A 22,150-nucleotide genomic window follows, 5' to 3' on the forward strand; every position below is an offset into this window, starting at 1 on the left:
AACTGTTATTATTGCTATGAAAACTGACTCTTTTAAACTGCGTCATATAGGTCCATCAAAAAAGGATCTGGACAGCATGTTACAAACAATTAAAGCAGATTCTATAGATCAACTTGTTTATGAAACTGTACCTGATGATATTCTTTTAAAGGAGCCCCTTAATCTTGATGCGGCAATGAGTGAACAAGAATATTCTGCCCACATTCAAAAATTATCGGCAAAAAATAAAGTTTTTAAAACTTACATTGGTTTAGGGTATCACGAAGCATGTTTGCCTGCGGTAATTCAAAGAAATATTCTTGAAAATCCCGGTTGGTATACCGCTTATACTCCTTATCAAGCCGAAATCGCTCAAGGAAGACTAGAAGCGTTATTGAATTATCAAACAATGATTTGTGATCTTACTGGTATGGAGCTGGCGAATGCGTCACTTCTTGACGAAAGTACAGCCGCCGCCGAAGCAATGACAATGTTACTTGCAGTACGCTCTAGAGATCAGAAAAAAAATGATGTGAAAAAGTTTTTTGTGTCCGAGGAGATTTTACCACAAACACTTTCACTATTAAAGACAAGAGCAATACCTCTTGGTATCGAATTAGTAATTGGAGATCATCAAAAGTTTGATTTTTCTAGCGATTTCTACGGAGCAATTTTACAATATCCGGGAAAATCTGGACAAGTATATGATTATGCCGATTTTGTTTCAAAAGCGCATGATACTGATATAAAAGTAGCCGTAGCTGCCGATATATTGAGTTTAGTATCCTTAAAATCACCTGGAAGTTTTGATGCCGATGTTGTTGTAGGAACCACTCAACGTTTTGGTATACCTTTAGGTTATGGCGGACCGCATGCAGCATATTTTGCGACCAGAGAGCAATACAAAAGAAATATTCCAGGTAGGATCATTGGAGTTACCCAGGATATGAATGGTAATCGAGCACTTCGAATGGCCTTACAAACCAGAGAACAACATATCAAAAGAGATAAAGCTACCTCAAACATATGTACTGCTCAAGTTTTATTGGCGGTAATGGCAGGTATGTATGCTGTTTATCACGGTTCCGAAGGTTTAAGATATATTGCAAAAAAAGTAAATAATACTACTTCAGAGCTTAGTAAGCAATTGGAAAAATTAGGTTTTAAGCAACTTAATGATTCTTATTTCGATACGATTCGTATAAGTGCAGATGCTAGCAAAGTAAAAGAAATAGCAGAGGTTAACGAAGTGAATTTCTATTATCCAGATACCAAAACTATCTCTATATCCCTAAATGAAGCGACAACAATCGTAGATCTCAATAATATCATTTCGATTTTTGCAAAGGTTGCAGGAAAAGAAACGATAGAAATAAAAGAAATTAGTGAAGTCACAAACATTGGTAAAGACTTGACTCGTAATACCGATTTCCTTACCAATGAAGTGTTTAACACTTATCATTCTGAAACTGAGTTAATGCGCTACATCAAAAAACTAGAGCGTAAAGATCTTTCTTTAAATCATTCTATGATTCCTCTTGGTTCTTGTACCATGAAACTTAATGCGGCTTCAGAAATGTTACCACTTAGTGATCCGCAATGGGGCAATATTCACCCATTTGTACCCATTGATCAAGCTGAAGGCTATCAAGAAATTCTAAAAAAATTAGAAGATCAACTTACAGAAATTACCGGTTTCGCTGCAACTTCGCTTCAGCCCAATTCTGGTGCACAGGGAGAATTCGCAGGATTAATGGTAATAAGAGCATATCATGAATCTAGAGGAGATCAGCATAGAAATATTTGTTTGATTCCATCTTCTGCGCATGGTACCAATCCAGCTTCTGCAGTAATGGCAGGAATGAAAGTAGTTGTTACCAAAGCAACCGAAGAAGGAAACATAGATGTTGAAGATTTAAGAGAAAAAGCACTTAAATACAAAGACAATCTTGCTGCCTTGATGGTTACCTACCCTTCTACACATGGGGTGTATGAATCTGCCATTAGAGAGATCACCAAAATTATTCACGATAATGGCGGACAGGTATACATGGATGGAGCAAATATGAATGCACAGGTTGGTTTAACCAACCCAGGCGCTATTGGTGCCGATGTTTGCCACCTTAATTTACATAAAACATTCGCAATCCCTCATGGTGGTGGAGGGCCAGGAGTTGGGCCTATTTGTGTTGCAAAACAGCTAGTCCCTTTCTTACCAGGAAATCCAATTATACCAACTGGAGGAAGTGATGGAATTACAGCCATTTCAGCTGCTCCGTGGGGCTCTGCCTTAGCTTGTTTAATCTCTTATGGGTATATTACCATGCTAGGCACCAAAGGGCTTAAAGAAGCCACAGAATACGCTATATTAAATGCCAATTATATTAAGCAACGTCTTGATGGACATTATGATGTACTGTACACTGGTGAAAGAGGAAGAGCCGCTCACGAAATGATCATTGATTGTAGACCTTTTAAAGCTAATGGAATTGAAGTAACTGACATTGCAAAACGTTTAATGGATTATGGTTTTCATGCACCTACAGTTTCTTTTCCTGTTGCAGGTACCATTATGATCGAGCCAACAGAGAGTGAAAGTAAAGCTGAATTAGATAGATTTTGCGATGCACTAATATCCATTCGCCAGGAAATTGCAAAAGCTAGTGCAGACAATCCTAATAATGTAATGAAAAACGCACCACACACTTTGGCTATGCTTACTGCAGATAAGTGGGATCTCCCATATACCAGAGAACAAGCTGCGTACCCATTATCGTATATTTCTGAAAATAAATTCTGGCCATCTGTGCGTCGTGTAGATGACGCATATGGGGATAGAAATTTAATATGCACCTGTGCTCCTATCGAAGAATATATGGAAGCTGAAGCCTAATTTTGGCAATACAATAAAACATTACAATAGAGGCGACTTTAAAAGGTTGCCTCTATTTTTTAAACATAAACCTAATGAAGGACATAGAAAACAGGGCGGATATAGAATTTTTAATGCGATCTTTTTATAAAGAAGCATTCAATGATTCTGCTATCGGAGAATTCTTCACAAAAATCGCAAAACTAGACCTTGAAGAGCACCTTCCTCATATAACAGATTTTTGGGAGCAACAATTATTTAGAAAGGGAGATTATAAAAAAAATGTTCTACAAATCCATAAAGGTCTTAGCGAAAAAAAAAGCTTTGAAAAACTTCATTTTGAACGCTGGTTATTTTTACTTGATAAGACTGTAGATCAAAATTTTGAAGGAGAAAAAGCCAACCTCATCAAAACAAGAGCCTTATCTATTGCCACAGTAATGCAACTAAAAACAGTCTAAAATACATATTCTAACGTGTCAAAAAGGTGTTTTAGGCATCGTAAACAAAATTATGCGCGCATAATATTTTATATTTAAACGCTTACCTTAAGGTTTTACAGTAATTATTTAAGGTTATGAATATTAAAATAACAGGCACAGGAAGCTATATACCTAAGGAAGTTGAGAAAAATGAAGACTTTACAAATCGCGAATTTTTTAATGATGACGGAGCCAAAATAGAGCACTCAAACGATGTAATTATAGACAAATTCAAAAATATTACGGGTATTGAAGAACGTAGATATGCCTCTGCCCAACAAAATGCGTCAGACCTGGCTTTTCTAGCCGCACAAAAAGCTATAAAAGATGCCCAGATTGATCCAGAAACACTTGATTATATTATTGTTGCCCATAATTTTGGTGATGTAGATAAAAACTCTTCCCAAACAGATACAATACCAAGTTTGGCCGCGAGGGTAAAACACAAACTCAAAATCAAAAATCCTTACTGCGTTGCTTATGATCTTCTTTTTGGGTGCCCCGGTTGGATAGAAGGTGTCATACAAGCACAATCATTTATCAAAAGTGATATGGCCAAAAGATGCCTTGTAATTGGGGCCGAAACTTTATCCCGTGTAATAGATGAACACGATAGAGATTCAATGATTTATTCAGATGGCGCAGGAGCTTCTATAATCGAAACTACTCAAAATCCCGGCGGAATACTTTCTACAATCAGTGCTTCCTACACTCTTGAAGAAAGTAACTTTCTTTTCTTTGGAAAAACCTACAACAATCTTATTGATGATAACAATAAGTACATCAAAATGCATGGTAGAAAAATATATGAATTTGCTTTAAACCATGTTCCAAAAGCTATGAAAGCCTGTATAGATAAAACTGAGGTCAACATTTCTGATATTAAAAAAATCTTGATTCATCAAGCCAATGAAAAAATGGATGAAGCTATAGTAAAAAGATTTTATCGTCTCTTTAATCAACAGGCCCCCAAGGATATTATGCCAATGAGCATCCAAAAATTGGGAAATAGCAGTGTCGCCACAGTACCTACCCTTTACGACCTTATTCTCGATGGTAAGATAAAAGATCATGACATAAATACCGGAGACACGCTACTATTTGCAAGTGTAGGTGCTGGAATGAATATTAACGCATTCCTGTACAAACACTAAGTGGTTTTCCAAAATTCTTCTGACTCTACCTATTGTAATCTTAGTAATTTTCTATTTTTACACCTTCAACTTCTGATTTGATCATTATGTACGAAGGAAATTTCCCTTATAAACGCTATCAAAAAACATTAGAATTTCTTAGAGCAAATGTTCCTTCTCCTGCTTCTATACTCGATTTGGGTGTAAGAAATCCCTTTGTAAAATTTATGGAAAAAGAAGGATATACGGTTACCAATACCTCTGGAGAAGACTTGGATCTGGATACAAAAGCAGTAATAAACGAAAATATTGAAATTGTAACCGCTTTCGAAATATTTGAACACCTTGTAGCTCCTTTTAATGTATTGAAAGATATTAAAGCAGATAAATTGGTAGCTTCGGTTCCTTTAAAACTATGGTTTTCTTCAGCTTATAGAAGTAAAATAGACCCCTGGGACAGACATTATCACGAATTTGAAGATTGGCAATTTGATTGGTTACTAGAAAAGGCAGGTTGGAAAATCAAAGCACGCGACAAATGGACTCACCCTGTAAAAAAAATAGGATTAAGACCTTTATTACGTCTATTTACTCCCAGATACTATATTGTGTATGCCGAGCGAAGCTCTACAGTATAACTGCAATTGATAAAGCTTGAATATATATATTGTCATACCAGCTCATAATGAAGAACGTTTTATATCGAAAACGCTTCAATCCCTGGTTTCACAAACCCTTCTGCCAAAAAAAATCGTTGTAGTAAACGATAATTCGACCGATAATACTGAAAATATTATTAATGGCTTTATAGGCAAGTATAACTTTGTTTCACAAATAAAGACTGAATCGTCAAAAGAACACATGCCTGGCAGCAAGGTGATTAATGCCTTTTACCAAGGTTTCAAAATGTTAGATTATGATTATGATATTATTTGTAAGTTCGATGCCGATCTTATATTCCCTGCAAATTACTTAGAGAGAATAGTAAAACTTTTTAAAGAAGATTCCAAAATTGGAATAGCCGGGGGGTTCTGTTATATCCAAAACAATAACACATGGGCACTAGAAAACTTAACCAATAGAGACCATGTCCGCGGAGCCTTAAAAGCATATCGTAAAGCCTGTTTCGAGGATATTAACGGGCTAAAACCCGCCATGGGCTGGGATACAATTGATGAGCTCCTTGCCCAGTACCATCAATGGAAAGTTTCAACAGACGAATCATTACATGTAAAACACCTTAAACCTACTGGTAATACCTATAATCTAAAAGCAAAATACAAACAAGGCGAAGCTTTTTATCGTATGCGTTATGGTTTTTGGATTACACTTATAGCATCAACAAAACTAGCACTGCTTAAAAAGAAACCTAAATTCTTCCTTGATTATATGCTTGGTTTTTTAAGAGCAAAAAAAGCCAAACAACCCCATCTTGTATCAAAAGATGAAGGAAAGTTTATTCGTAAACTACGCTGGAATAATATTCTCGAAAAACTATTCTAATACAAAAGATAAAACATCACCAGTCGCTCCATTAGGAAAGGCTATCCCTAACAAGGCAGAAATTGTCGGTGCAATATCTGTAATATGAGTTTCATGGGTAGTACTTCCTTTTTTAATTCCTTGTCCAAAAAACAGCAAAGGAGCGTGTGTATCATAGGTCAATCCACTACCATGAGTAGAACCCGTTTTAGAATATGCTATCGTAGCAGGATTTAATACCACAATCACGTCTCCGCTTCTTTTTTGATTATATCCCTTTTGAATCAATGTAGCAATACCCGATGTATAATTTGTAGATTCTAATTGTTTTCTTGTAAATACTTTATCAATATGTGGTTCTTGTAACAAAAAATGCGCAATAGCTTCTTGTAAATCTCCAGAAGCAATCTTACTCTCTTTCAAAGTATTATAATTAAAAAACACCTGGTAATTGCTTATATGTTCTATGAGGTCCTTTACGTCAAATTTGTTATGGGCAAATGCTGTTACTTTTGCGCTAAACTCATTGGCATCAAAATAACCAGCAGGTATGTTAACTGACTTCAAGTAAGATGGTACATGCACAGCTCCATGATCTGCAGTTAAGAAAACTGTATATTGTCCTTTACCGACTTTTTGATCAAGCGCATTAAAAAACCGCTCTAAATCTTGATCCAAACGCAAATAGGTGTCTTGAATTTCTTTAGAATTTACACCAAAATTATGTCCTACATAATCTGTACTAGAAAAACTCACCGTAAGAAAATCGGTAGTATTATCTGCTCCTAATTGTTCACCATCGATGGCAGCAATAGCAAAATCGGCAGTAAGACTATTTCCAAAAGCAGAAGATTTTATAATATCATAACCCGCGTTTTGGTCTTTTAACTTCGCTAAATCATATGGAAACGTTGCTGTTTCCTTTCCTTTATACCCTCCTTCAAAGTTATTTTTGTCAGAACCACTTTCGCTATACGTATTAATATCGTATAATGTATTCCATACTTTAAAATACGATTTTGCTTTCCCTGATTCGTTAAACTTCTTAACCCATTCTGGCAAATCATTTCTATAATATGTACTGGTAATCCATTTTCCTTCATCTTTGCCTCTAAACCAATATGCTGCATTTGCCGTATGTCCCGCAGGCAGTATAGCCCCTCTATCCTTGATAGCGATTCCAATAGTTTTACCTTGTAATTGTGTATGCAATCTATTTTGATCAGAAACTGTGGTAGTTTTCATACGATGCGGAGACATTCTTTCCATATCACTATCGGAACCAACTGCTTTAACAGAGGGATCACTGGCGCAATACACCATTTGTTTACCAAACTTATCATACCAATGATTTGAAATTATCCCATGGTTTTGTGGCGTAGTTCCAGTATACACAGAGGCATGCCCAGGACCAGTATATGTGGGCACATAATTGAAGTGATTATTCTTGCAATTGTATCCCTCGCTAATCATTCGCTTAAATCCTCCTTCACCAAAACGGTTATAGAAACGGGTTAAATAATCATATCGCATTTGATCTACAACAATACCAACTACAAGTTTGGGTGAGTGATTTATAATTTCTTTTTCTTGAGCGCCGCCAGAAACAAACATTGCCAACAACCACCCTATTAGAAATAATTTCTTTGTCATTCTTTTTAAATTTAAATAGCTAAAATTGCATTTATGCAAATGTAAAACTTTAATGGAAGGTTAAATGCTGTCGCTATTTTTTTTTCTATTTTAGCCTTTCTAATAACAAAGAATGTTTTACCTAGACGATATCGGACGATATTTTTTAATGCTTAAAGGTGTTTTTAGTCGAATGACTAAAGGCTCTGTAATTAGAAATTTAATTTTTAAAGAAATAGACGATTTGATTATCGGTTCTCTTGGGATCACAGTATTTCTTGCATTCTTTATTGGAGCTGTTGTTGCTATTCAAACAGCACTTAATCTTACAAACCCTTTAATTCCTAAAAAACTTATTGCTTTTGCTTCTAGGCAATCGGTGATTCTTGAGTTTGCTCCAACTTTTATTTCGGTAATTATGGCGGGTAAAGTAGGGTCTTTTATTACTTCAAGTATTGGAACCATGAGAGTAACCGAACAGATTGACGCCCTTGAAGTAATGGGAATTAATTCTCTTAATTACCTGGTATTTCCTAAAATTATTGCGATGCTTACCTACCCATTTGTCATAGCCATCGCGATGTTTACCGGAATTTGTGGCGCTTATATCGCTGGGGTGTATGGTGGATTTGTATCCAGTACAGATTTTTTAACTGGATTACGCGAGGAATTTATCCCGTACCACCTTACCTATGCTTTTATAAAAACCTTTTTATTTTCATTCTTATTGGCAACCATACCTTCTTTTCATGGATATTATATGAAAGGTGGAGCACTCGAAGTAGGAAAAGCAAGTACATCGGCTTTTGTTTGGACTACTGTAGTTATCATTATATCTAATTATGTACTCACTCAATTATTATTAAGTTAATCTGATGATAGAAGTTACCGATTTGCATAAAGGCTTTAATGGAGAAGAAATTCTAAAAGGAATTACTACCACATTTGAACGTGGTAAAACTAATTTGATTATTGGAACCAGTGGTAGTGGTAAAACCGTATTCTTGAAATGTTTACTAGGATTGTTTACTCCAGAAAAAGGCTCTATCTGCTATGATGGCGCAACATATTCTGAGCTTAACGAACAACAACAAAGAGACTTAAGGGAACAAATGGGAATGGTTTTTCAAGGCAGTGCATTATTTGATTCAATGACAGTTGAAGAAAATGTTATGTTTCCGCTCATGATGTTTACCAAACAGAAGAAAGAAGAAATGCTAGAAAGAGTTCATGAAGTACTTAATCGAGTAAACCTTGAAAATGCAGAGAAAAAACTACCTTCGGAAATTAGTGGAGGAATGCAAAAAAGGGTGGCCATTGCTCGAGCAGTTGTAACCCGCCCAAAATACTTGTTTTGTGACGAGCCCAACTCTGGATTAGACCCAAGAACTGCAATTGTAATCGATAATCTTATTAAGGAAATTACCGAGGAAAACAATATTACTACCGTGATTAATACGCACGACATGAACTCGGTTATGGAAATAGGAGAAAAAATTGTTTTCCTAAAAAATGGATACTTAGAATGGGAAGGCGATAAAACTCAAATATTCAAAACCGATAACAAGGCAGTTACTGATTTTGTATACTCTTCGAACTTATTTAAAAAGGTAAGAGATGCCCAATTAAAAGGGTTATAAGTCAGTCTTTCTTACCTTACCTCTTTTGTTGTTCCCGAACCATCTATCAAAAATAACGCATGCCACTAAATCACCTGTTACATTTACAGTAGTTCTAAACATTCCCAGGATTCGGTCGATACCAATAATAACAATCAAACCTTCTGTTGGTATACCTGAACTTTGTAGTACCGACGCCAAAATAATGACTCCACCACCAGGAATTGCAGGAGTACCTATTGAAGCTCCTACTATAGTAATTGTGATCAATAGTAAGTTTATAAGTGACAACTCAATACCGTATGCCTGAGCAATAAATAATGCTGATGTACATTGAAAAAGTGCTGTCCCATCCATATTGATCGAAGCTCCGACGGGAATAACAAAGTCACTAATATTTGAAGAAACATTTAACTGCTCATCGGCTACTTTCATAGACAAAGGCATCACTGCTGCAGAACTGGCAGTTGAAAAAGCTAGTAATTGAGGTTCTCTTGCTGCTTTTAGAAAATGTTTGGGGTTTTTCTTTCCAACAATCATAAGTATCATCATATAAAACACCAATAGTAAAGCTAGCCCTAAAAGTACTACTACCATATAATATCCAAGTCCTAATAGCACCTCGACCCCCAAGTCTGATAACAGAGCTGCTATAAGTCCAAAAACAGCTATGGGCACCAATAACATTGCCCAAGAGACCACAATCATGCAAATTTTTTGAATAGCCTCGATCATTCTTATAATAGGCAGTGCGATGTTTTCTTCAAGTTGCGTAATTGCAACACCAATAATTATGGTAAAGATGACCACTCCCAACATTTCTCCTAATAGTATCGACTCTAAAGGGTTATCGGGTATAAGATTTGAAATTGTTTGAGGTACATTTTGAAAATCTGATAAAGATCCGTTAGCTACCATTTTTTCTCCCTTTACACCCGGCAACCCTCCGAGCTCATTTACTAATGCACCTGGTTTCATAAACATTGTTAAGACAGCTCCTATTATAATGGCAACGGCAGTTGTAAAAACAAAGTATAAAAATAAACGCAATCCCATTGTTTTCAATTGTTGTGGGTTATTGCTTATAATACCCGAAATGATCGACGCAAATATTAATGGGATCATAACCATCTGTACCAATCGCAAAAAAATCTTACCGGGCAGATCCAACCAATTTGCGAACCAATCACTAAAGGATTCTGTCACAACACCTATCGATGGGTTTAATATGATCCCTACGCCAGCCCCTAACAAAAGTGCCATGATTACCTGCAACCATAACTTTCCTTTGGTAAGCCGCTTTAAATGTGATGTTAATTCATTGAGCGATGTAATCTCTATCATGATAAATAACTATCTATTATAGTGTGTAGCGAACCTAGATAAAGATTATCTTGCAAACAAGTGAATAGTTGTTAATAGTTTTTTAATTAACATACTATATTCATCAAAAACATACTCAGAAAATCACTTTTTTTCTTTATTTCGATGAATCGTAATATTTCTTTAAGTTTATAAAACCGCGGTTACAATAGCACTAAAAAAACGCTTTATACAACCAACAATTAAAACATTAACACAATACTCACTCTTTAGTATTAGAAATTATCAGAAGGAGAAAATAGGAATACCGAATCCGCATCGGAGAGTACTAGTTTTTTTTCAAGGCTGAGACCTAATTTTTGCAGTAATTTAATAGACGATGTATTATCTTCATCTGTAATTGCCACAATTCTAGATATTTTTAGAACATTCTTCGCATAATTCATTACGGCATTTGCAGATTCAAAACCATATCCTTTATTCATATAATCTGGTAACAGCGCAAATCCGATATCCACATCTTCAAGAATTTCTCGATTTACCAAACCACACATCCCAATAGGTACCTTAGAATCTCTTAACTGGACGAGCCATAATCCAAATCCGTTTTCCTTGTAACTTTTTATGGGCCCATCTACAAGATAACTTATGGCATCCTCAATAGTTTTAACTCCCTTATCTCCAATAAACTTTATCCAATTGGGTGAATTAACCAACTTCAATATAAAATCAGCATCTTCGACATGAAATTCACGAAGACAAAGTCTTTCAGTTTCAAGTATTATTGTACCCATACTCTAGAAATCTTTGCTCTACCTTCCAGTTTTTCCTATAAAGACGCTTACCTTGGGGTTCATAGGATTACCCGAAGATCTTCTGAATGAGACTATTTGACCAACATGATATATAGCATCAGAAATTTGCCCGTTAATCATATTCCAATAAGGAAATTCTCGTTTGTTATCTCCAGACTGAAAAATTACTTTGTAAGTCGAAACATCTTCTGCTGACTTACCAGACAGCAATGCACTGGCTTTTTTAAGATTTAGTAATGTTTGTTTTCTTAGTTCCCCAAAATTAAGCTCAGGTTGATTTTCGTTTCTAATATTTGGTAAGTTTTGTGGAGCATTTAAAATTCCTTTAGACAAATCATAAATATGTTGCAATGTTTGTAACATGGTTCTTCCATCTGTAGAAGGGGTATAGTTTAGATCTTCTTTGGTAAGACCCTCAGTCGCCCAATAGTAACGATATCCCAATCCATCTATAAACCGCGAAATTACATTTCCGGATGTAAAATCTTCCGGATACCCGGGAATTTGTTTATAGGGTAATTGCATAGTTTCTGAATTTTGACACAGCATGATCTGTGTAACGGATAAAAATGTAATAAATGCTAATATTTTCATATTTACTGTTTACTTACTATTATCAAGAGAATTAATTCTTTTTTATGGTTTGTTTATACTTTTCTGAAAGGTATTTTTCGGGTAATGGATTATCTTCAGTTTCAGCAGTAAAAAGAGTACTTGCTATCCACCATCTATTTTTTGAATATACCAATTGATAGCTATTTATACCCTTTTTTTCATATGTACCTTTTAGATTTTTACAATAGTAACTTTGAAATGCACTGGCAATACCATTAAATTCATCTACTCGAAGTCCTATGGCATACTCCTCAAAACCATCTCTTTTATAAAGCGGGCCCACATTTCTAATAAATTCTTCCAAATTCATTACCCTAACTCTCTCTTCTCCTTTTTTATTAACAGACAAAGACATCTTTTGTGCCGTTGGCAAAAACAAATTTCTATACTCCTCCCAATTTCTTTCTTCACCAATATCCCCAGATATCAATTCTATCATTTTGTTGGTAACACCCTCTATAGTTTTCAAATAAGAATTATCTTTTTTGTTTTGCCCCATTAAATGTATATGAATCAAAAACACGATTAGAGTTACCATTGCTTTTTTCATATGATTATTTGACTTCATTAATACTTTTACATAATAAATAACTACTTCACAAACAGAGTATCTGCTTTCAACTCTTTGGTAATCCATTCTCTTAAGGTATTCACCCGTATTGTATTTAGACTATCAGAAACCTGGAATTTCCATTTTGGAAAAATCACTTGTATCGTATCCATTTTTAAGAAATTAGATTGTAACACTTCTCCATATCCCAAAGTTTCTAAATCCGGGAAGCGAATTTTGGCATCTTTAGAAATATTAAAATAAGGTAGCTCATCAACGGGTACGACCTTGTTGGCCTCTCTCAAATTAGTTTCTAATCCGGCGATTTGTATCTTAAGGTCCTCAATTTCATCCAGAAGTTTATCATTTTCTTTTTCTATACGATCTAACTCAACAATAGCCCTATCATAAGCTTTAGAAACCTGATCTAGTCCTCTAGCTTTGTTTCCGTTTATAGTAAGCTCAAAATCACTTATATCATCATATTCTTTTATTTCATTCTTTAAACCACTAACAATTACATCTGGTATTTCTCCGTCAAAATATAATTTTATGGTTTTTTCATTGTAATTGTAGAAATCTTTACGCAGATATAGATTTTCATTGGCTTCAATTTCGTTTTCTAGAAAAAGCTTATAATCGTGTTCGGCATTACTTTCATTCAATGTTTTATAAAATGTCCAGCTTGCAGGAATCATAACAATAACAGCCAATAAAGAGGCTAATTGTGCCGTGCGCTTTCTTTTTGCAGAGTTTGCATAGCGCAACATAGGAAAACGTAATAATTTTGCAACAATAAAGGTAGAAAGGGCGATAAAAATCGCATTTATCGAAAATAGGTATATCGCTCCTCCTGCATAGTTTAATTCCCATTCAGCGATACCATAACCTACGGTACACAATGGTGGCATTAACGCAGTTGCAATTGCTACTCCAGCAATAGCATTAGGCATCGTTCCTTTTTTTGATTTGGCTACAATAAGTGCCAATCCTCCAAAAATTGCGACCAATACATCTAAAATTGTAGGTGCAGTTCTTGCTTCTAATTCTGGGGTCAATTCTGTTAACGGAGAAAGCCAAAAATACATCGTAGCTGCCAGTACACTGAGCCCAACCATAACTGCAAGGTTTGCAAGAGATCTACGTAACGTATCAATATCATTGATTGCTATTGATAGTCCAACCCCTACGATTGGCCCCATTAATGGAGAAATTAACATGGCTCCGATTACTACCGCTGTAGAACTCACATTCAGACCGATCGATGCTACAAATACAGAAAAAATGAGAATCCAGGCATTATGTCCTTTAAATGGAATATCTTTTTTTACATCTTCAATAGTTTGATCTTTGTCAGTTTCAATTCTAATATTAAGTAATTCTCTAAGGAATTTATTGATGCTAACCAAAAGACCTTTTGCATCTCTTTTTACTGATTCGCTACTAAATTCTTCTTGATTAGAAACTGGTTGATTTTTATTTTCTTCCATGGATATTAACCGTATTTTTCTCCAAATGTTTCTTTTACTTTATTAAGTACTTCTTTGATGTTTTGCTCTTTCTTTTTGGGGTAAATTAACAGAACTTCTTCTTTATCTACAATGATATAGTCTTCTAACCCATCAACAACAACGATTTTATCGTTAACGGTTCGAATCATATTTCCCGAAGCATCCTGCGATAATACGCGAGCATTTACAATTGCATTTTTAACATCATTCTTTTCTAACTTATCATATAATGACCCCCAGGTACCCAAGTCATTCCAGTCAAAAGTAGCTGGAAATACATATACATTTTCGGCTTTTTCTAGAATTGCATAATCGATAGAAATGTTTTCGGCTTTAGGGTAATTTGAACAGATAAATTCATACTCTTTTCCGGTATTATAAAGTTCTCTCCCCTTATCAAACAACGCAGTCATCTCTTTCTGAAAACTAGAAAAAGCATTTATGATGCTAGTTACACTCCAAATAAAAATTCCAGCATTCCATAGATAATTACCTTCATTCAAAAATCTTTTGGCAGTTTCATAATTTGGTTTTTCAGTAAATTGAATTACTTCTTTTACCGAATTTTCTTCTTTATTATACTGAATATAACCATAACCTGTATTTGGGAATGTAGGTTGTATTCCTAAGGTCATAAGAATATCTTTTTGGGCACATGCTTCAAAGCACTTGCCCAAATTCGAAATAAAAGCATCTTCATTTTCTATCCAATGATCACTGGGTGCCACCACCATGACTGCTTCAGGGTTCTCTTTTTGAATCTTCATTGCAGCATACAAAATGCAAGGGGCCGTATTACGCATAGCGGGTTCGGTTACCACCTGTCTTTGTTCGGCCTGTGGCAATTGCTCAAGTACCAAATCATTGTACCGCTCGTTGGTTAGAATAAATATATTTTTGGGGGGAACGATTTTGGATAAACGTGAAAATGTACGCTGAATCAGGGTTTCTCCTGTTCCCAGCATATCATGAAATTGTTTCGGAAACTCAGTGGTACTCACCGGCCAAAAACGAGACCCTACTCCACCAGCCATTAAAATGGCATAATAATTTTTATTCATAATCAATTTAAAAGCTCTACTTCAGCATTGGGGTTAAAAAGGTAGATTCTACCTGTGCTTATTTCGATACACTCGTATCTCTTTATTTTTTTGTTCCCTTTCTTAAAAATTTTTCCATTGTATAATCTAAAGGTACTTCCTAAGGGTATTTCAAAGATATAATTTTTATCATTTTGCGGATCAAATTGTTTTAGTGCCAGTGACAATTTTTCGTCTGTATCACTGCTTGCTCTTGGATTTCTAAAGTGGTTTGCAATCACCGGCAACAATCGAGATGGGAACACTTCTGGATTAATAAAAGGCAACATAAGCTGTTGAAATGTGCGTTTCCATTCTATCCCGTGTGGTTTAATGAGTCTTCCATATTTTTCAAAAGCTACAAGATGTGCAATTTCATGTATTAAAGTTATCAAAAACCTATACTTATTAAGTGAAGCATTTACGGTTATTTGATGTCTTCCATCTGGCATTTTGCGATAATCACCGTGACGGGTAACTCTTTCATTCACTATTTTAAGATGTACATTACATTTAACTATTAAGTCAAACGCCATATTTATTGCTCGTTCTGGGATATATCTAGCAAGTATTTCCTTCACGGGTACAAAATACAAAATTAACCCCATCAGGACAGCACCCTTGCATAATTATTTTGCTTTTTGATTTACCATTAAAGAACCTTCTAAAATTAGATATTTTTATTCTAAAAAAACCTAACTTATTCATTTTCAATTTTATATTTTTTATCTTGTACTATCCAACAAAGATAACGTTGAACTTCTATAAATATACTAGTTCTGAAAAAAGCTATAACTACTTAATTTAAACTAAGAAATCATTAAACAAGTATTGATTCTCATAACATTAATTTCCTTATTAGTAGGTTGTTCTAAAAACACATCTAAGAAAACACCTATTATTCCCGTTAAAGTTTCAGATAGCATATCTAAAGACAGTATCTCTAAAAAAAAGGATTCAATTGCTTCTACTCCTCTCGAAAAAAACAAAAAGAAGAGATTTTTTACAAAAAAAAATAAAAAACAAAAACCTTCTTCGATCTTAAAATTCTCGTTGAGTGATCTTACATTTACATGGGAAGAAATTAATGCCTGTGATTGTCTATTTGTTGTAAAAGCCAAAAACACTGATTATGAGCGATTATATTTTGGCCGTTTTAAAGGAGATACTTCTGGGGTAATTCAATTTGGAAAAAGTAATCAAAAACAATTGATACCATCAACCAAACCAAGATCAAAAAACCGAGAACCTGGTAGTTTTTGGAGAGAAATATATCAAAATGATAACTATAAAATTCAGCTCAAAGCAAATTCTACAAATCCAAAAGTAAAAGGGAAATATACATATTACATTGAGTTTGTTTTGACCGATTTATCCACAAAAAAAATCGTGAAAAAAGTTGTTTTAGCCAATTGCAAGTCATGACAAAAAGTATGGTTTTATGTTTTAATAATTACTGTATTCACCTCAAATTATAGTTGTTGACCGACTAAATCTTAACATTTATCGATTATCAACACCATTTAACTCATTGTTAATCAAATATTAATATTTTTAAATCCTTAAACACAAACCACAAAACTCAACACTATGAGGATTCTAGTTACCCTTATTGTTCTTTTTATGTGCACTTTGGGCAATGCACAAACTAAAACTGAAGAACCTAAAAATGAAGCAAAAATTCTAAAGCAGATGGCTTCGCAAAAAGCTATCGAACTACAAAAAGAGCTTAATCTAACCATTCGAGCAAGTAAGGCCTTAGAAAAGTCAATTTTTAACTATTCTCTAAAAGCAAACAAAATTTTGCAATCTAATGTCTCGGCAAGAGAAAAATCAAAAAGTTTAAGTAATCTGATTTACTTTCAGAATGAAGAATTAAAAAAGCTATTTACGGTGGATCAATTCTACAAATATTTAAGCTTGCAGAATGCCTATGTAGCAGGTTATTAAATTAGAATAAAAACTTATTACGGGGTGCTGCTGGATACTTGCAGCACTTTGCCATTATAGTATTTGTTTCCGGTTAAAGAAAACGCCTTAATATGAGCAGCCATATCTAGTGCAGTTAATGGAGCTTTATACCCTGGGAAAGCTTCTTCTAGCATTTCGGTTTGCACCGCTCCCAAAGCCAAAACATTAAAAGCAATACCCCTATCTTTATATTCCTCTGCAAGCAATTCGCTCAAAGTAATAACAGCACCCTTACTAGAACTATAAGCCGCTAAACCAGGAAATTTCATACTACCTTGAATCCCTCCCATGCTGCTAATGGTCACTACGTGACTTCCCGATTTCATCAAAGGGAGTATTAATCTCGTGATTTCGGCAACCCCAAAAACGTTTACCTTATATACTTCTTCAAAATCTTTGGTAGATAATTTCTCAAAAGGCTTATTAAGCAATTTACCTGCATTATTAATTAAAACATCAACCTGACTCCAATGCTTTGAAATATAGTCTACCATCTTATCCAGATCAGTAGACTTTGAAATATCAAAAGAAAATGTGTGTATATTTTTATGCCGAAGAGAAGTTATAGGAACAACATTTCGAGATAATGCCAAAACCTGGTGTCCTTCATCGGCGAACAACTTTGCCATCTCGAATCCAATACCTCTACTCGCCCCTGTAATGATTATGTTTTTCATATTTATATCTAAAAGTCAAAGCTATAAAATCGAGAATAGTTCTAGTTCAATTTAATTTCTTTGTGTGTAGAATTAGCCATTTTTGTAATTGCAGGAACAAAACTATTAATTAACTCTGTCATAAACTCAAAATCCATTTCAGAGACCTCATCATCCACATGATGATAATAGCTATAATTGGTGAAATCAAAAGTAGAAACTGTTTGACACGGCACATTAAAAGCTGAGTAAAAAGGATAGTTATCACTTCTTCTAAATAACTGAAATTCTTTTGCTTTGGAAAAAAACCCTATTAACTCTGATCCAACATACTCATTAATTTTATCGGCCATATTGGATATTTCATACCCAGTAATGTATGCCTTATAACTTTTCTCATTTAACGGAACACCTATCATTTCAAAGTTAACCATTGTATACAAATCCAAATTCTTTTCTTTAAGTACTTTTGCCAAATGTGCAGATCCTAACAATCCTATTTCTTCGGCACCAAATAACACAAAAAGAATACTTCTCTTATTATTTTTTAATTGAGCAAATTGTTTTGCCAGAGAAATTACAGCAGTACTACCAGCTGCATTATCGTTTGCGCCATTGGCAATGGTATCCCCATTAACATCTTTACCTGAACCTATATGATCAAAATGAGCACCAATGATTATAAATTCTTTAGCAAGTTTTTCATCTGTTCCTTTTAAATACCCAACTACATTAAAAGTTTCGGTCCCTTTGGCATCAAAAACATTTCTATAGGTATCAAAATATGGAAGCAAGCCAAATTCTTTAAATTCACTCTCTATAAATTGAGCTGCCTTTTCTAAACCCTCACTCCCTGTATTTCTTCCAGCCAATTCATCGCTAGCCAAAAAACTCATAATATCTTTTACTTCGGAAGATGTTGTTGTCTTTACCGGTATCGCTTTTTCTTCTCGAACTTGTTGTTGAGCAGAAGTGGTTTGTTTGCAATTCATTAAAAAAAATGAAACAAGAAGTATACTTAGTAGCTGTCGCATATGTATATAGTTTTGGTTAAAGATAAAAAATCCCACTTCGACTGAAATGGGATTTTTTATAAATATTTAATCTCTTGAACTAAGCCAGCATTGTTACCGGGTTTTCAAGATATTGTTGTAATGTCTGTAAGAACTGAGCACCAGTAGCACCATCTACAGTTCTGTGATCACAAGCCAAGGTAACTTTCATGGTATTACCAACGGCAATTTGACCATCTTTAACTACCGGTTTTTGAACAATTGCTCCCACCGACAAAATTGCCGAATTAGGCTGATTAATAATCGAAGTAAACTCTTGTATACCAAACATTCCCAGGTTGGATACAGTAAAAGTACTACCACTCATCTCTTGTGGTGTTAATTTTTTGTTCCTTGCTCTACCTGCCAAGTCTTTTACTTTGGCACCAATTTGTGTCAAAGACATTTGATCTGTAAATGGTAAAACCGGCACAAGTAGTCCGTCTGGCACTGCCACGGCAACCCCGACACTAATGTGTTTTGCATATTTGATAGCGGTATCAGTCCACTGGGTGTTTACTTGAGGGTGTTTACGCAATGCCATTGCACAGGCTTTCACAACCATATCGTTAAAAGATACTTTGGTATCTGGTAGCTCATTAATGTTTTTACGAGAAGCCATTGCGTTTTGCATATCAACTTCTATAGTAAGATAATAATGCGGCGCTGTAAACTTTGAAGCCGAAAGACTTTTGGCTATAGCTTTTCGCATTTGAGAATTATTCACTTCTTCAAAACTCACTTCACCGGCAGGGACAAACGCTTGCACTGCTGGAGAGGCCGTTTCTGCTTTAACCGGAGTAGAAGTTCGTACAGCTGCTGCAGGCGTAAATGATTCTACATCCTTCTTTACGATGCGGCCATTTTCTCCTGTTCCTTTTACTTGAGAAAGATCAATTCCTTTATCTGCAGCAATCTTTTTTGCCAATGGAGAAGCCAATATTCTGCCGCCTGTTGCTGTTGTTGTAGCTACAGGTTGCGGTTTAGTTTCGGTTTTTGATTCTTCAACCAGAGTCTCTGGCTTTGCAGAAGATGGAGAGGTTGCAACCCCATCCTTAAGACCGGAAACATCTGTGCCTGCTGGACCAATAATAGCTAATAGCGCATCTACAGGTGCTGTTTGACCTTCTTCGATACCAATGTGTAACAGCGTACCATTATAAAAGGATTCGAACTCCATGGTAGCCTTATCAGTTTCAATCTCGGCCAAAATATCCCCTTCTTCAACTGTATCACCAACTTTTTTAAGCCAAGTAGCAACGGTACCTTCTTCCATAGTATCACTAAGGCGAGGCATTGTAATGATCTCAACCCCTTCAGGAACCTCTGTCTCATTAGAAGTTTGTACCGTTTCTTCTACCTTTTCTTCTTTCGATGTTTCAGATTGAGAAGCCGAATTTCCATTAAGTAATTCAGATATATCTTCACCTTCTTCGCCAATTATGGCAAGTAATTTATCTACAGGTGCTGTTTCTCCTTCTTCAATCCCAATATGGAGCAATGTTCCTTCATAAAAAGATTCGAACTCCATAGTAGCTTTATCAGTTTCAATCTCGGCAAGGATATCTCCTTCACTAATTTTATCTCCTTTCTTAACAAGCCACTTTGCAACAACTCCTTCTTCCATAGTGTCGCTCAAACGCGGCATATTTATAACTGTAGCCATATTTTATTGTGGTTTGTGTGATAAAAATGGATAATCTTCTTGTTCATAAACTACATCATACATCACATTCTTTTCTGGGAATGGTGATTCTTCAGCAAATTTCTGACATTCTGCAATGCGATCCTTTACTCTCTTGTCAATCACAGTAATTTCCTCATCGGTTGCATATTTTTTCTCCTTTATAATGTCCAATACCTGAGTAATTGGATCTATTTTTTGATATTCAGCGACTTCTTCTTTAGTTCTGTATTTTTGAGCATCACTCATAGAATGCCCTCTATAACGATATGTTTTAAGTTCTAAGAATGTTGGACCTCCGCCTGTTCTTGCTCTGGTAATTGCCTCATCTAAAGCTTCGGCTACTTTTACCGGATTCATGGCATCAACAGGTCCACAAGGCATTTCATACCCTAAACCAAGTTTCCAAATATCTGTATGATTTGCAGTTCTTTCTACAGACGTACCCATTGCATATCCATTATTCTCTACACAAAAAACTACTGGTAGGTTCCATAGCATTGCCAAGTTAAATGTTTCATGAAGAGAACCTTGGCGAGTAGCTCCATCACCCATAAAAGTAAGCGTAACTGCATCTCTTTTATGGTATTTATCAGCAAAGGCAAGACCTGCTCCTAATGGGATTTGTCCTCCAACAATACCATGACCACCATAAAAACGATGTTCTTTAGAGAAAATATGCATTGATCCTCCTAACCCTTGAGAAGTACCTGTTCCTTTTCCGTAGAGTTCGGCCATAACGCGTTTGGGATCAACTCCCATACCTATAGGCTGTACATGGTTACGATAAGCTGTAATCATACGATCCTTTGTAAGGTCCATAGCATGTAAGGCCCCGGCTAGAATAGCTTCTTGACCATTATACAAGTGTAAAAACCCTCTTACTTTCTGTTGAATATATACTTGAGCAAGTTTATCTTCAAACTTCCTCCAGAAAAGCATTTCTTCATACCAATTTAGGTAAACTTCTTTGGTTATTTTTCTCATTTACAATTGTGCTGATAAGTGTAACATTTTAATCACCCAATATGGTAATTATTAAAATTTTTCCGATTCTTTCCTAACAGAACGAAAAACAAAAATAACATATTCGAAATTAAGGGAAAAGGAGTTTTTGTAATAAAATCTACGAAAACGTTATAAATACGAATTATCAAAAATAAGAGGTAATAAATTAGATAAAGAGGAAGATTTCACCACTTTTCCTGTCTCTCCCATAAAATAAATGATTATTGGATTGTCTTGTTTTTGTTCATATTCTGCAATAGCTTGTCTACAGGCACCACATGGAGGTGTAGGTGTAATAAGCTTATATTTTAATGATTTGGCAGATAAGGCCATAGCAACAACAGGAACATCAGGATAATTGGCCCCGGCATAATAAATTGCAGTACGCTCTGCACAAAGGCCCGATGGATAACAGGCGTTCTCTTGATTATTCCCCAAAACCACCTCACCATTCTCTAACAAGATTGCTGCACCTACCAAAAATTCTGAATATGGAGCATAGGCTTTATCACGAATCATCATAGATTGATGCATTAATTCTTGAATGTTTTCTGGCAACTCATCAAACGAATCATATACTTGTAATACCGATTTGATCTCTATTTCCTTCATCTCTCTTAGTTAAAATAGCATCACAATGTACTACAAACAAAAAAAGTATCAAACTTTAAAGTTTGATACTTTTTT

22 protein-coding genes are annotated in these 22,150 nt (G+C 35.2%); 9 read left to right on the plus strand and 13 right to left on the minus strand.

From position 1 onward, the window contains the following. The first annotated feature begins 16 nt into the window (after positions 1–16). The 5 genes from gcvP (at position 17) to U6A24_RS05635 (ending at position 5,969) form a co-directional block, all read left to right on the plus strand. Complete coding sequence (gene gcvP / locus U6A24_RS05615; protein ID WP_324178952.1) at positions 17–2,872, plus strand: aminomethyl-transferring glycine dehydrogenase; 2,856 nt, start codon at positions 17–19, stop codon at positions 2,870–2,872. Between the two features lie 74 nt (positions 2,873–2,946). Then, positions 2,947–3,312 carry a group III truncated hemoglobin gene (locus U6A24_RS05620; RefSeq protein WP_324178953.1) on the plus strand — a complete coding sequence of 122 codons (366 nt, stop codon included), beginning with the start codon at positions 2,947–2,949 and terminating at the stop codon, positions 3,310–3,312. Between the two features lie 116 nt (positions 3,313–3,428). Beyond that, the gene (locus tag U6A24_RS05625) at positions 3,429–4,487 is read left to right on the plus strand and encodes a 3-oxoacyl-ACP synthase III family protein (protein WP_324178954.1); all 1,059 of its coding nucleotides are present in this window, start codon (positions 3,429–3,431) and stop codon (positions 4,485–4,487) included. Between the two features lie 86 nt (positions 4,488–4,573). After that, on the plus strand, positions 4,574–5,104 hold the full coding sequence (locus U6A24_RS05630; protein WP_324178955.1) for a methyltransferase: 531 nt from the start codon (positions 4,574–4,576) through the stop codon (positions 5,102–5,104). Between the two features lie 16 nt (positions 5,105–5,120). Further along, positions 5,121–5,969, plus strand: coding sequence for a glycosyltransferase family 2 protein (locus U6A24_RS05635; RefSeq protein WP_324178956.1), 849 nt, complete (start codon positions 5,121–5,123; stop codon positions 5,967–5,969). Here U6A24_RS05635 and pafA read toward each other — a convergent pair. Next, positions 5,961–7,601 carry an alkaline phosphatase PafA gene (gene pafA / locus U6A24_RS05640; RefSeq protein ID WP_407654006.1) on the minus strand — a complete coding sequence of 547 codons (1,641 nt, stop codon included), beginning with the start codon at positions 7,599–7,601 and terminating at the stop codon, positions 5,961–5,963. The genes U6A24_RS05635 and pafA overlap by 9 nt on opposite strands. A gap of 112 nt (positions 7,602–7,713) precedes the next feature. On the opposite strand from pafA, the gene U6A24_RS05645 reads away from it, so the two are divergent. Continuing rightward, on the plus strand, positions 7,714–8,451 hold the full coding sequence (locus U6A24_RS05645) for an MlaE family ABC transporter permease (RefSeq protein ID WP_324178957.1): 738 nt from the start codon (positions 7,714–7,716) through the stop codon (positions 8,449–8,451). Between the two features lie 4 nt (positions 8,452–8,455). Further along, positions 8,456–9,220, plus strand: coding sequence for an ABC transporter ATP-binding protein (locus U6A24_RS05650; protein WP_324178958.1), 765 nt, complete (start codon positions 8,456–8,458; stop codon positions 9,218–9,220). On the opposite strand, the gene U6A24_RS05655 is transcribed toward U6A24_RS05650, so the two are convergent. The 7 genes from U6A24_RS05655 to U6A24_RS05685 all read right to left on the minus strand — a co-directional run bounded on the left by U6A24_RS05655 (position 9,215) and on the right by U6A24_RS05685 (position 15,673). Beyond that, positions 9,215–10,543 carry a dicarboxylate/amino acid:cation symporter gene (locus tag U6A24_RS05655; protein ID WP_324178959.1) on the minus strand — a complete coding sequence of 443 codons (1,329 nt, stop codon included), beginning with the start codon at positions 10,541–10,543 and terminating at the stop codon, positions 9,215–9,217. The two genes, U6A24_RS05650 and U6A24_RS05655, sit on opposite strands and share 6 nt — an antisense overlap. Positions 10,544–10,797: 254 nt before the next feature. After that, the gene (locus U6A24_RS05660) at positions 10,798–11,316 is read right to left on the minus strand and encodes a GNAT family N-acetyltransferase (protein ID WP_324178960.1); all 519 of its coding nucleotides are present in this window, start codon (positions 11,314–11,316) and stop codon (positions 10,798–10,800) included. Between the two features lie 18 nt (positions 11,317–11,334). Further along, positions 11,335–11,931, minus strand: coding sequence for a DinB family protein (locus U6A24_RS05665; protein WP_324178961.1), 597 nt, complete (start codon positions 11,929–11,931; stop codon positions 11,335–11,337). Between the two features lie 31 nt (positions 11,932–11,962). Further along, positions 11,963–12,589 carry a hypothetical protein gene (locus tag U6A24_RS05670; RefSeq protein WP_324179019.1) on the minus strand — a complete coding sequence of 209 codons (627 nt, stop codon included), beginning with the start codon at positions 12,587–12,589 and terminating at the stop codon, positions 11,963–11,965. Continuing rightward, entirely contained in the window at positions 12,544–13,992 is a 1,449-nt protein-coding gene (locus tag U6A24_RS05675; RefSeq protein WP_324178962.1) for a DUF389 domain-containing protein, read from the minus strand. Before U6A24_RS05675 ends, U6A24_RS05670 begins: the two co-directional genes overlap by 46 nt. 5 nt (positions 13,993–13,997) lie before the next feature. Continuing rightward, entirely contained in the window at positions 13,998–15,074 is a 1,077-nt protein-coding gene (locus tag U6A24_RS05680) for a mannose-1-phosphate guanylyltransferase (RefSeq protein ID WP_324178963.1), read from the minus strand. A gap of 2 nt (positions 15,075–15,076) precedes the next feature. Next, positions 15,077–15,673 carry a SprT-like domain-containing protein gene (locus U6A24_RS05685; RefSeq protein ID WP_324178964.1) on the minus strand — a complete coding sequence of 199 codons (597 nt, stop codon included), beginning with the start codon at positions 15,671–15,673 and terminating at the stop codon, positions 15,077–15,079. Positions 15,674–15,923: 250 nt separating this feature from the next. On the opposite strand from U6A24_RS05685, the gene U6A24_RS05690 reads away from it, so the two are divergent. Both U6A24_RS05690 and U6A24_RS05695 read left to right on the plus strand, forming a co-directional pair. Then, positions 15,924–16,517, plus strand: coding sequence for a hypothetical protein (locus U6A24_RS05690; protein WP_324178965.1), 594 nt, complete (start codon positions 15,924–15,926; stop codon positions 16,515–16,517). Between the two features lie 165 nt (positions 16,518–16,682). Continuing rightward, positions 16,683–17,042, plus strand: a complete 360-nt coding sequence (locus U6A24_RS05695) for a hypothetical protein (protein ID WP_324178966.1) — start codon at positions 16,683–16,685, stop codon at positions 17,040–17,042. A 17-nt stretch (positions 17,043–17,059) separates the two neighbouring features. Here U6A24_RS05695 and U6A24_RS05700 read toward each other — a convergent pair whose 3' ends face one another. The 5 genes from U6A24_RS05700 to U6A24_RS05720 all read right to left on the minus strand — a co-directional run bounded on the left by U6A24_RS05700 (position 17,060) and on the right by U6A24_RS05720 (position 22,075). Beyond that, positions 17,060–17,740, minus strand: a complete 681-nt coding sequence (locus U6A24_RS05700) for an SDR family NAD(P)-dependent oxidoreductase (protein WP_324178967.1) — start codon at positions 17,738–17,740, stop codon at positions 17,060–17,062. 41 nt (positions 17,741–17,781) lie between these two features. Continuing rightward, complete coding sequence (locus U6A24_RS05705) at positions 17,782–18,753, minus strand: M20/M25/M40 family metallo-hydrolase (protein WP_324178968.1); 972 nt, start codon at positions 18,751–18,753, stop codon at positions 17,782–17,784. Between the two features lie 79 nt (positions 18,754–18,832). Then, positions 18,833–20,437 (minus strand): pyruvate dehydrogenase complex dihydrolipoamide acetyltransferase, encoded by a 1,605-nt coding sequence (locus U6A24_RS05710; RefSeq protein WP_324178969.1) that lies wholly within the window; start codon positions 20,435–20,437, stop codon positions 18,833–18,835. Positions 20,438–20,440: 3 nt separating this feature from the next. Further along, positions 20,441–21,442 carry a pyruvate dehydrogenase (acetyl-transferring) E1 component subunit alpha gene (pdhA, locus tag U6A24_RS05715; RefSeq protein WP_324178970.1) on the minus strand — a complete coding sequence of 334 codons (1,002 nt, stop codon included), beginning with the start codon at positions 21,440–21,442 and terminating at the stop codon, positions 20,441–20,443. A gap of 150 nt (positions 21,443–21,592) precedes the next feature. Continuing rightward, positions 21,593–22,075 (minus strand): cytidine deaminase, encoded by a 483-nt coding sequence (locus U6A24_RS05720; RefSeq protein ID WP_324178971.1) that lies wholly within the window; start codon positions 22,073–22,075, stop codon positions 21,593–21,595. Positions 22,076–22,150: the final 75 nt, after the last annotated feature.

Origin of the sequence: Aquimarina gracilis, from assembly GCF_035285365.1 — a bacterium.
GTDB classification, from domain to species: Bacteria; Bacteroidota; Bacteroidia; order Flavobacteriales; family Flavobacteriaceae; genus Aquimarina; species Aquimarina gracilis.

Bases quoted from the DNA above. Each gene is read 5' to 3' on its own strand.
- gcvP (WP_324178952.1), top strand. From the start codon at position 17: ATGAAAACTGACTCTTTTAAACTGCGTCATATAGGTCCATCAAAAAAG.
- U6A24_RS05620 (WP_324178953.1), top strand. From the start codon at position 2,947: ATGAAGGACATAGAAAACAGGGCGGATATAGAATTTTTAATGCGATCT.
- U6A24_RS05625 (WP_324178954.1), top strand. From the start codon at position 3,429: ATGAATATTAAAATAACAGGCACAGGAAGCTATATACCTAAGGAAGTT.
- U6A24_RS05630 (WP_324178955.1), top strand. From the start codon at position 4,574: ATGTACGAAGGAAATTTCCCTTATAAACGCTATCAAAAAACATTAGAA.
- pafA (WP_407654006.1), bottom strand. From the start codon at position 7,601: ATGACAAAGAAATTATTTCTAATAGGGTGGTTGTTGGCAATGTTTGTT.
- U6A24_RS05645 (WP_324178957.1), top strand. From the start codon at position 7,714: ATGTTTTACCTAGACGATATCGGACGATATTTTTTAATGCTTAAAGGT.
- U6A24_RS05650 (WP_324178958.1), top strand. From the start codon at position 8,456: ATGATAGAAGTTACCGATTTGCATAAAGGCTTTAATGGAGAAGAAATT.
- U6A24_RS05655 (WP_324178959.1), bottom strand. From the start codon at position 10,543: ATGATAGAGATTACATCGCTCAATGAATTAACATCACATTTAAAGCGG.
- U6A24_RS05660 (WP_324178960.1), bottom strand. From the start codon at position 11,316: ATGGGTACAATAATACTTGAAACTGAAAGACTTTGTCTTCGTGAATTT.
- U6A24_RS05665 (WP_324178961.1), bottom strand. From the start codon at position 11,931: ATGAAAATATTAGCATTTATTACATTTTTATCCGTTACACAGATCATG.
- U6A24_RS05670 (WP_324179019.1), bottom strand. From the start codon at position 12,589: ATGGATTACCAAAGAGTTGAAAGCAGATACTCTGTTTGTGAAGTAGTT.
- U6A24_RS05675 (WP_324178962.1), bottom strand. From the start codon at position 13,992: ATGGAAGAAAATAAAAATCAACCAGTTTCTAATCAAGAAGAATTTAGT.
- U6A24_RS05680 (WP_324178963.1), bottom strand. From the start codon at position 15,074: ATGAATAAAAATTATTATGCCATTTTAATGGCTGGTGGAGTAGGGTCT.
- U6A24_RS05695 (WP_324178966.1), top strand. From the start codon at position 16,683: ATGAGGATTCTAGTTACCCTTATTGTTCTTTTTATGTGCACTTTGGGC.
- U6A24_RS05700 (WP_324178967.1), bottom strand. From the start codon at position 17,740: ATGAAAAACATAATCATTACAGGGGCGAGTAGAGGTATTGGATTCGAG.
- U6A24_RS05705 (WP_324178968.1), bottom strand. From the start codon at position 18,753: ATGCGACAGCTACTAAGTATACTTCTTGTTTCATTTTTTTTAATGAAT.
- U6A24_RS05710 (WP_324178969.1), bottom strand. From the start codon at position 20,437: ATGGCTACAGTTATAAATATGCCGCGTTTGAGCGACACTATGGAAGAA.
- pdhA (WP_324178970.1), bottom strand. From the start codon at position 21,442: ATGAGAAAAATAACCAAAGAAGTTTACCTAAATTGGTATGAAGAAATG.
- U6A24_RS05720 (WP_324178971.1), bottom strand. From the start codon at position 22,075: ATGAAGGAAATAGAGATCAAATCGGTATTACAAGTATATGATTCGTTT.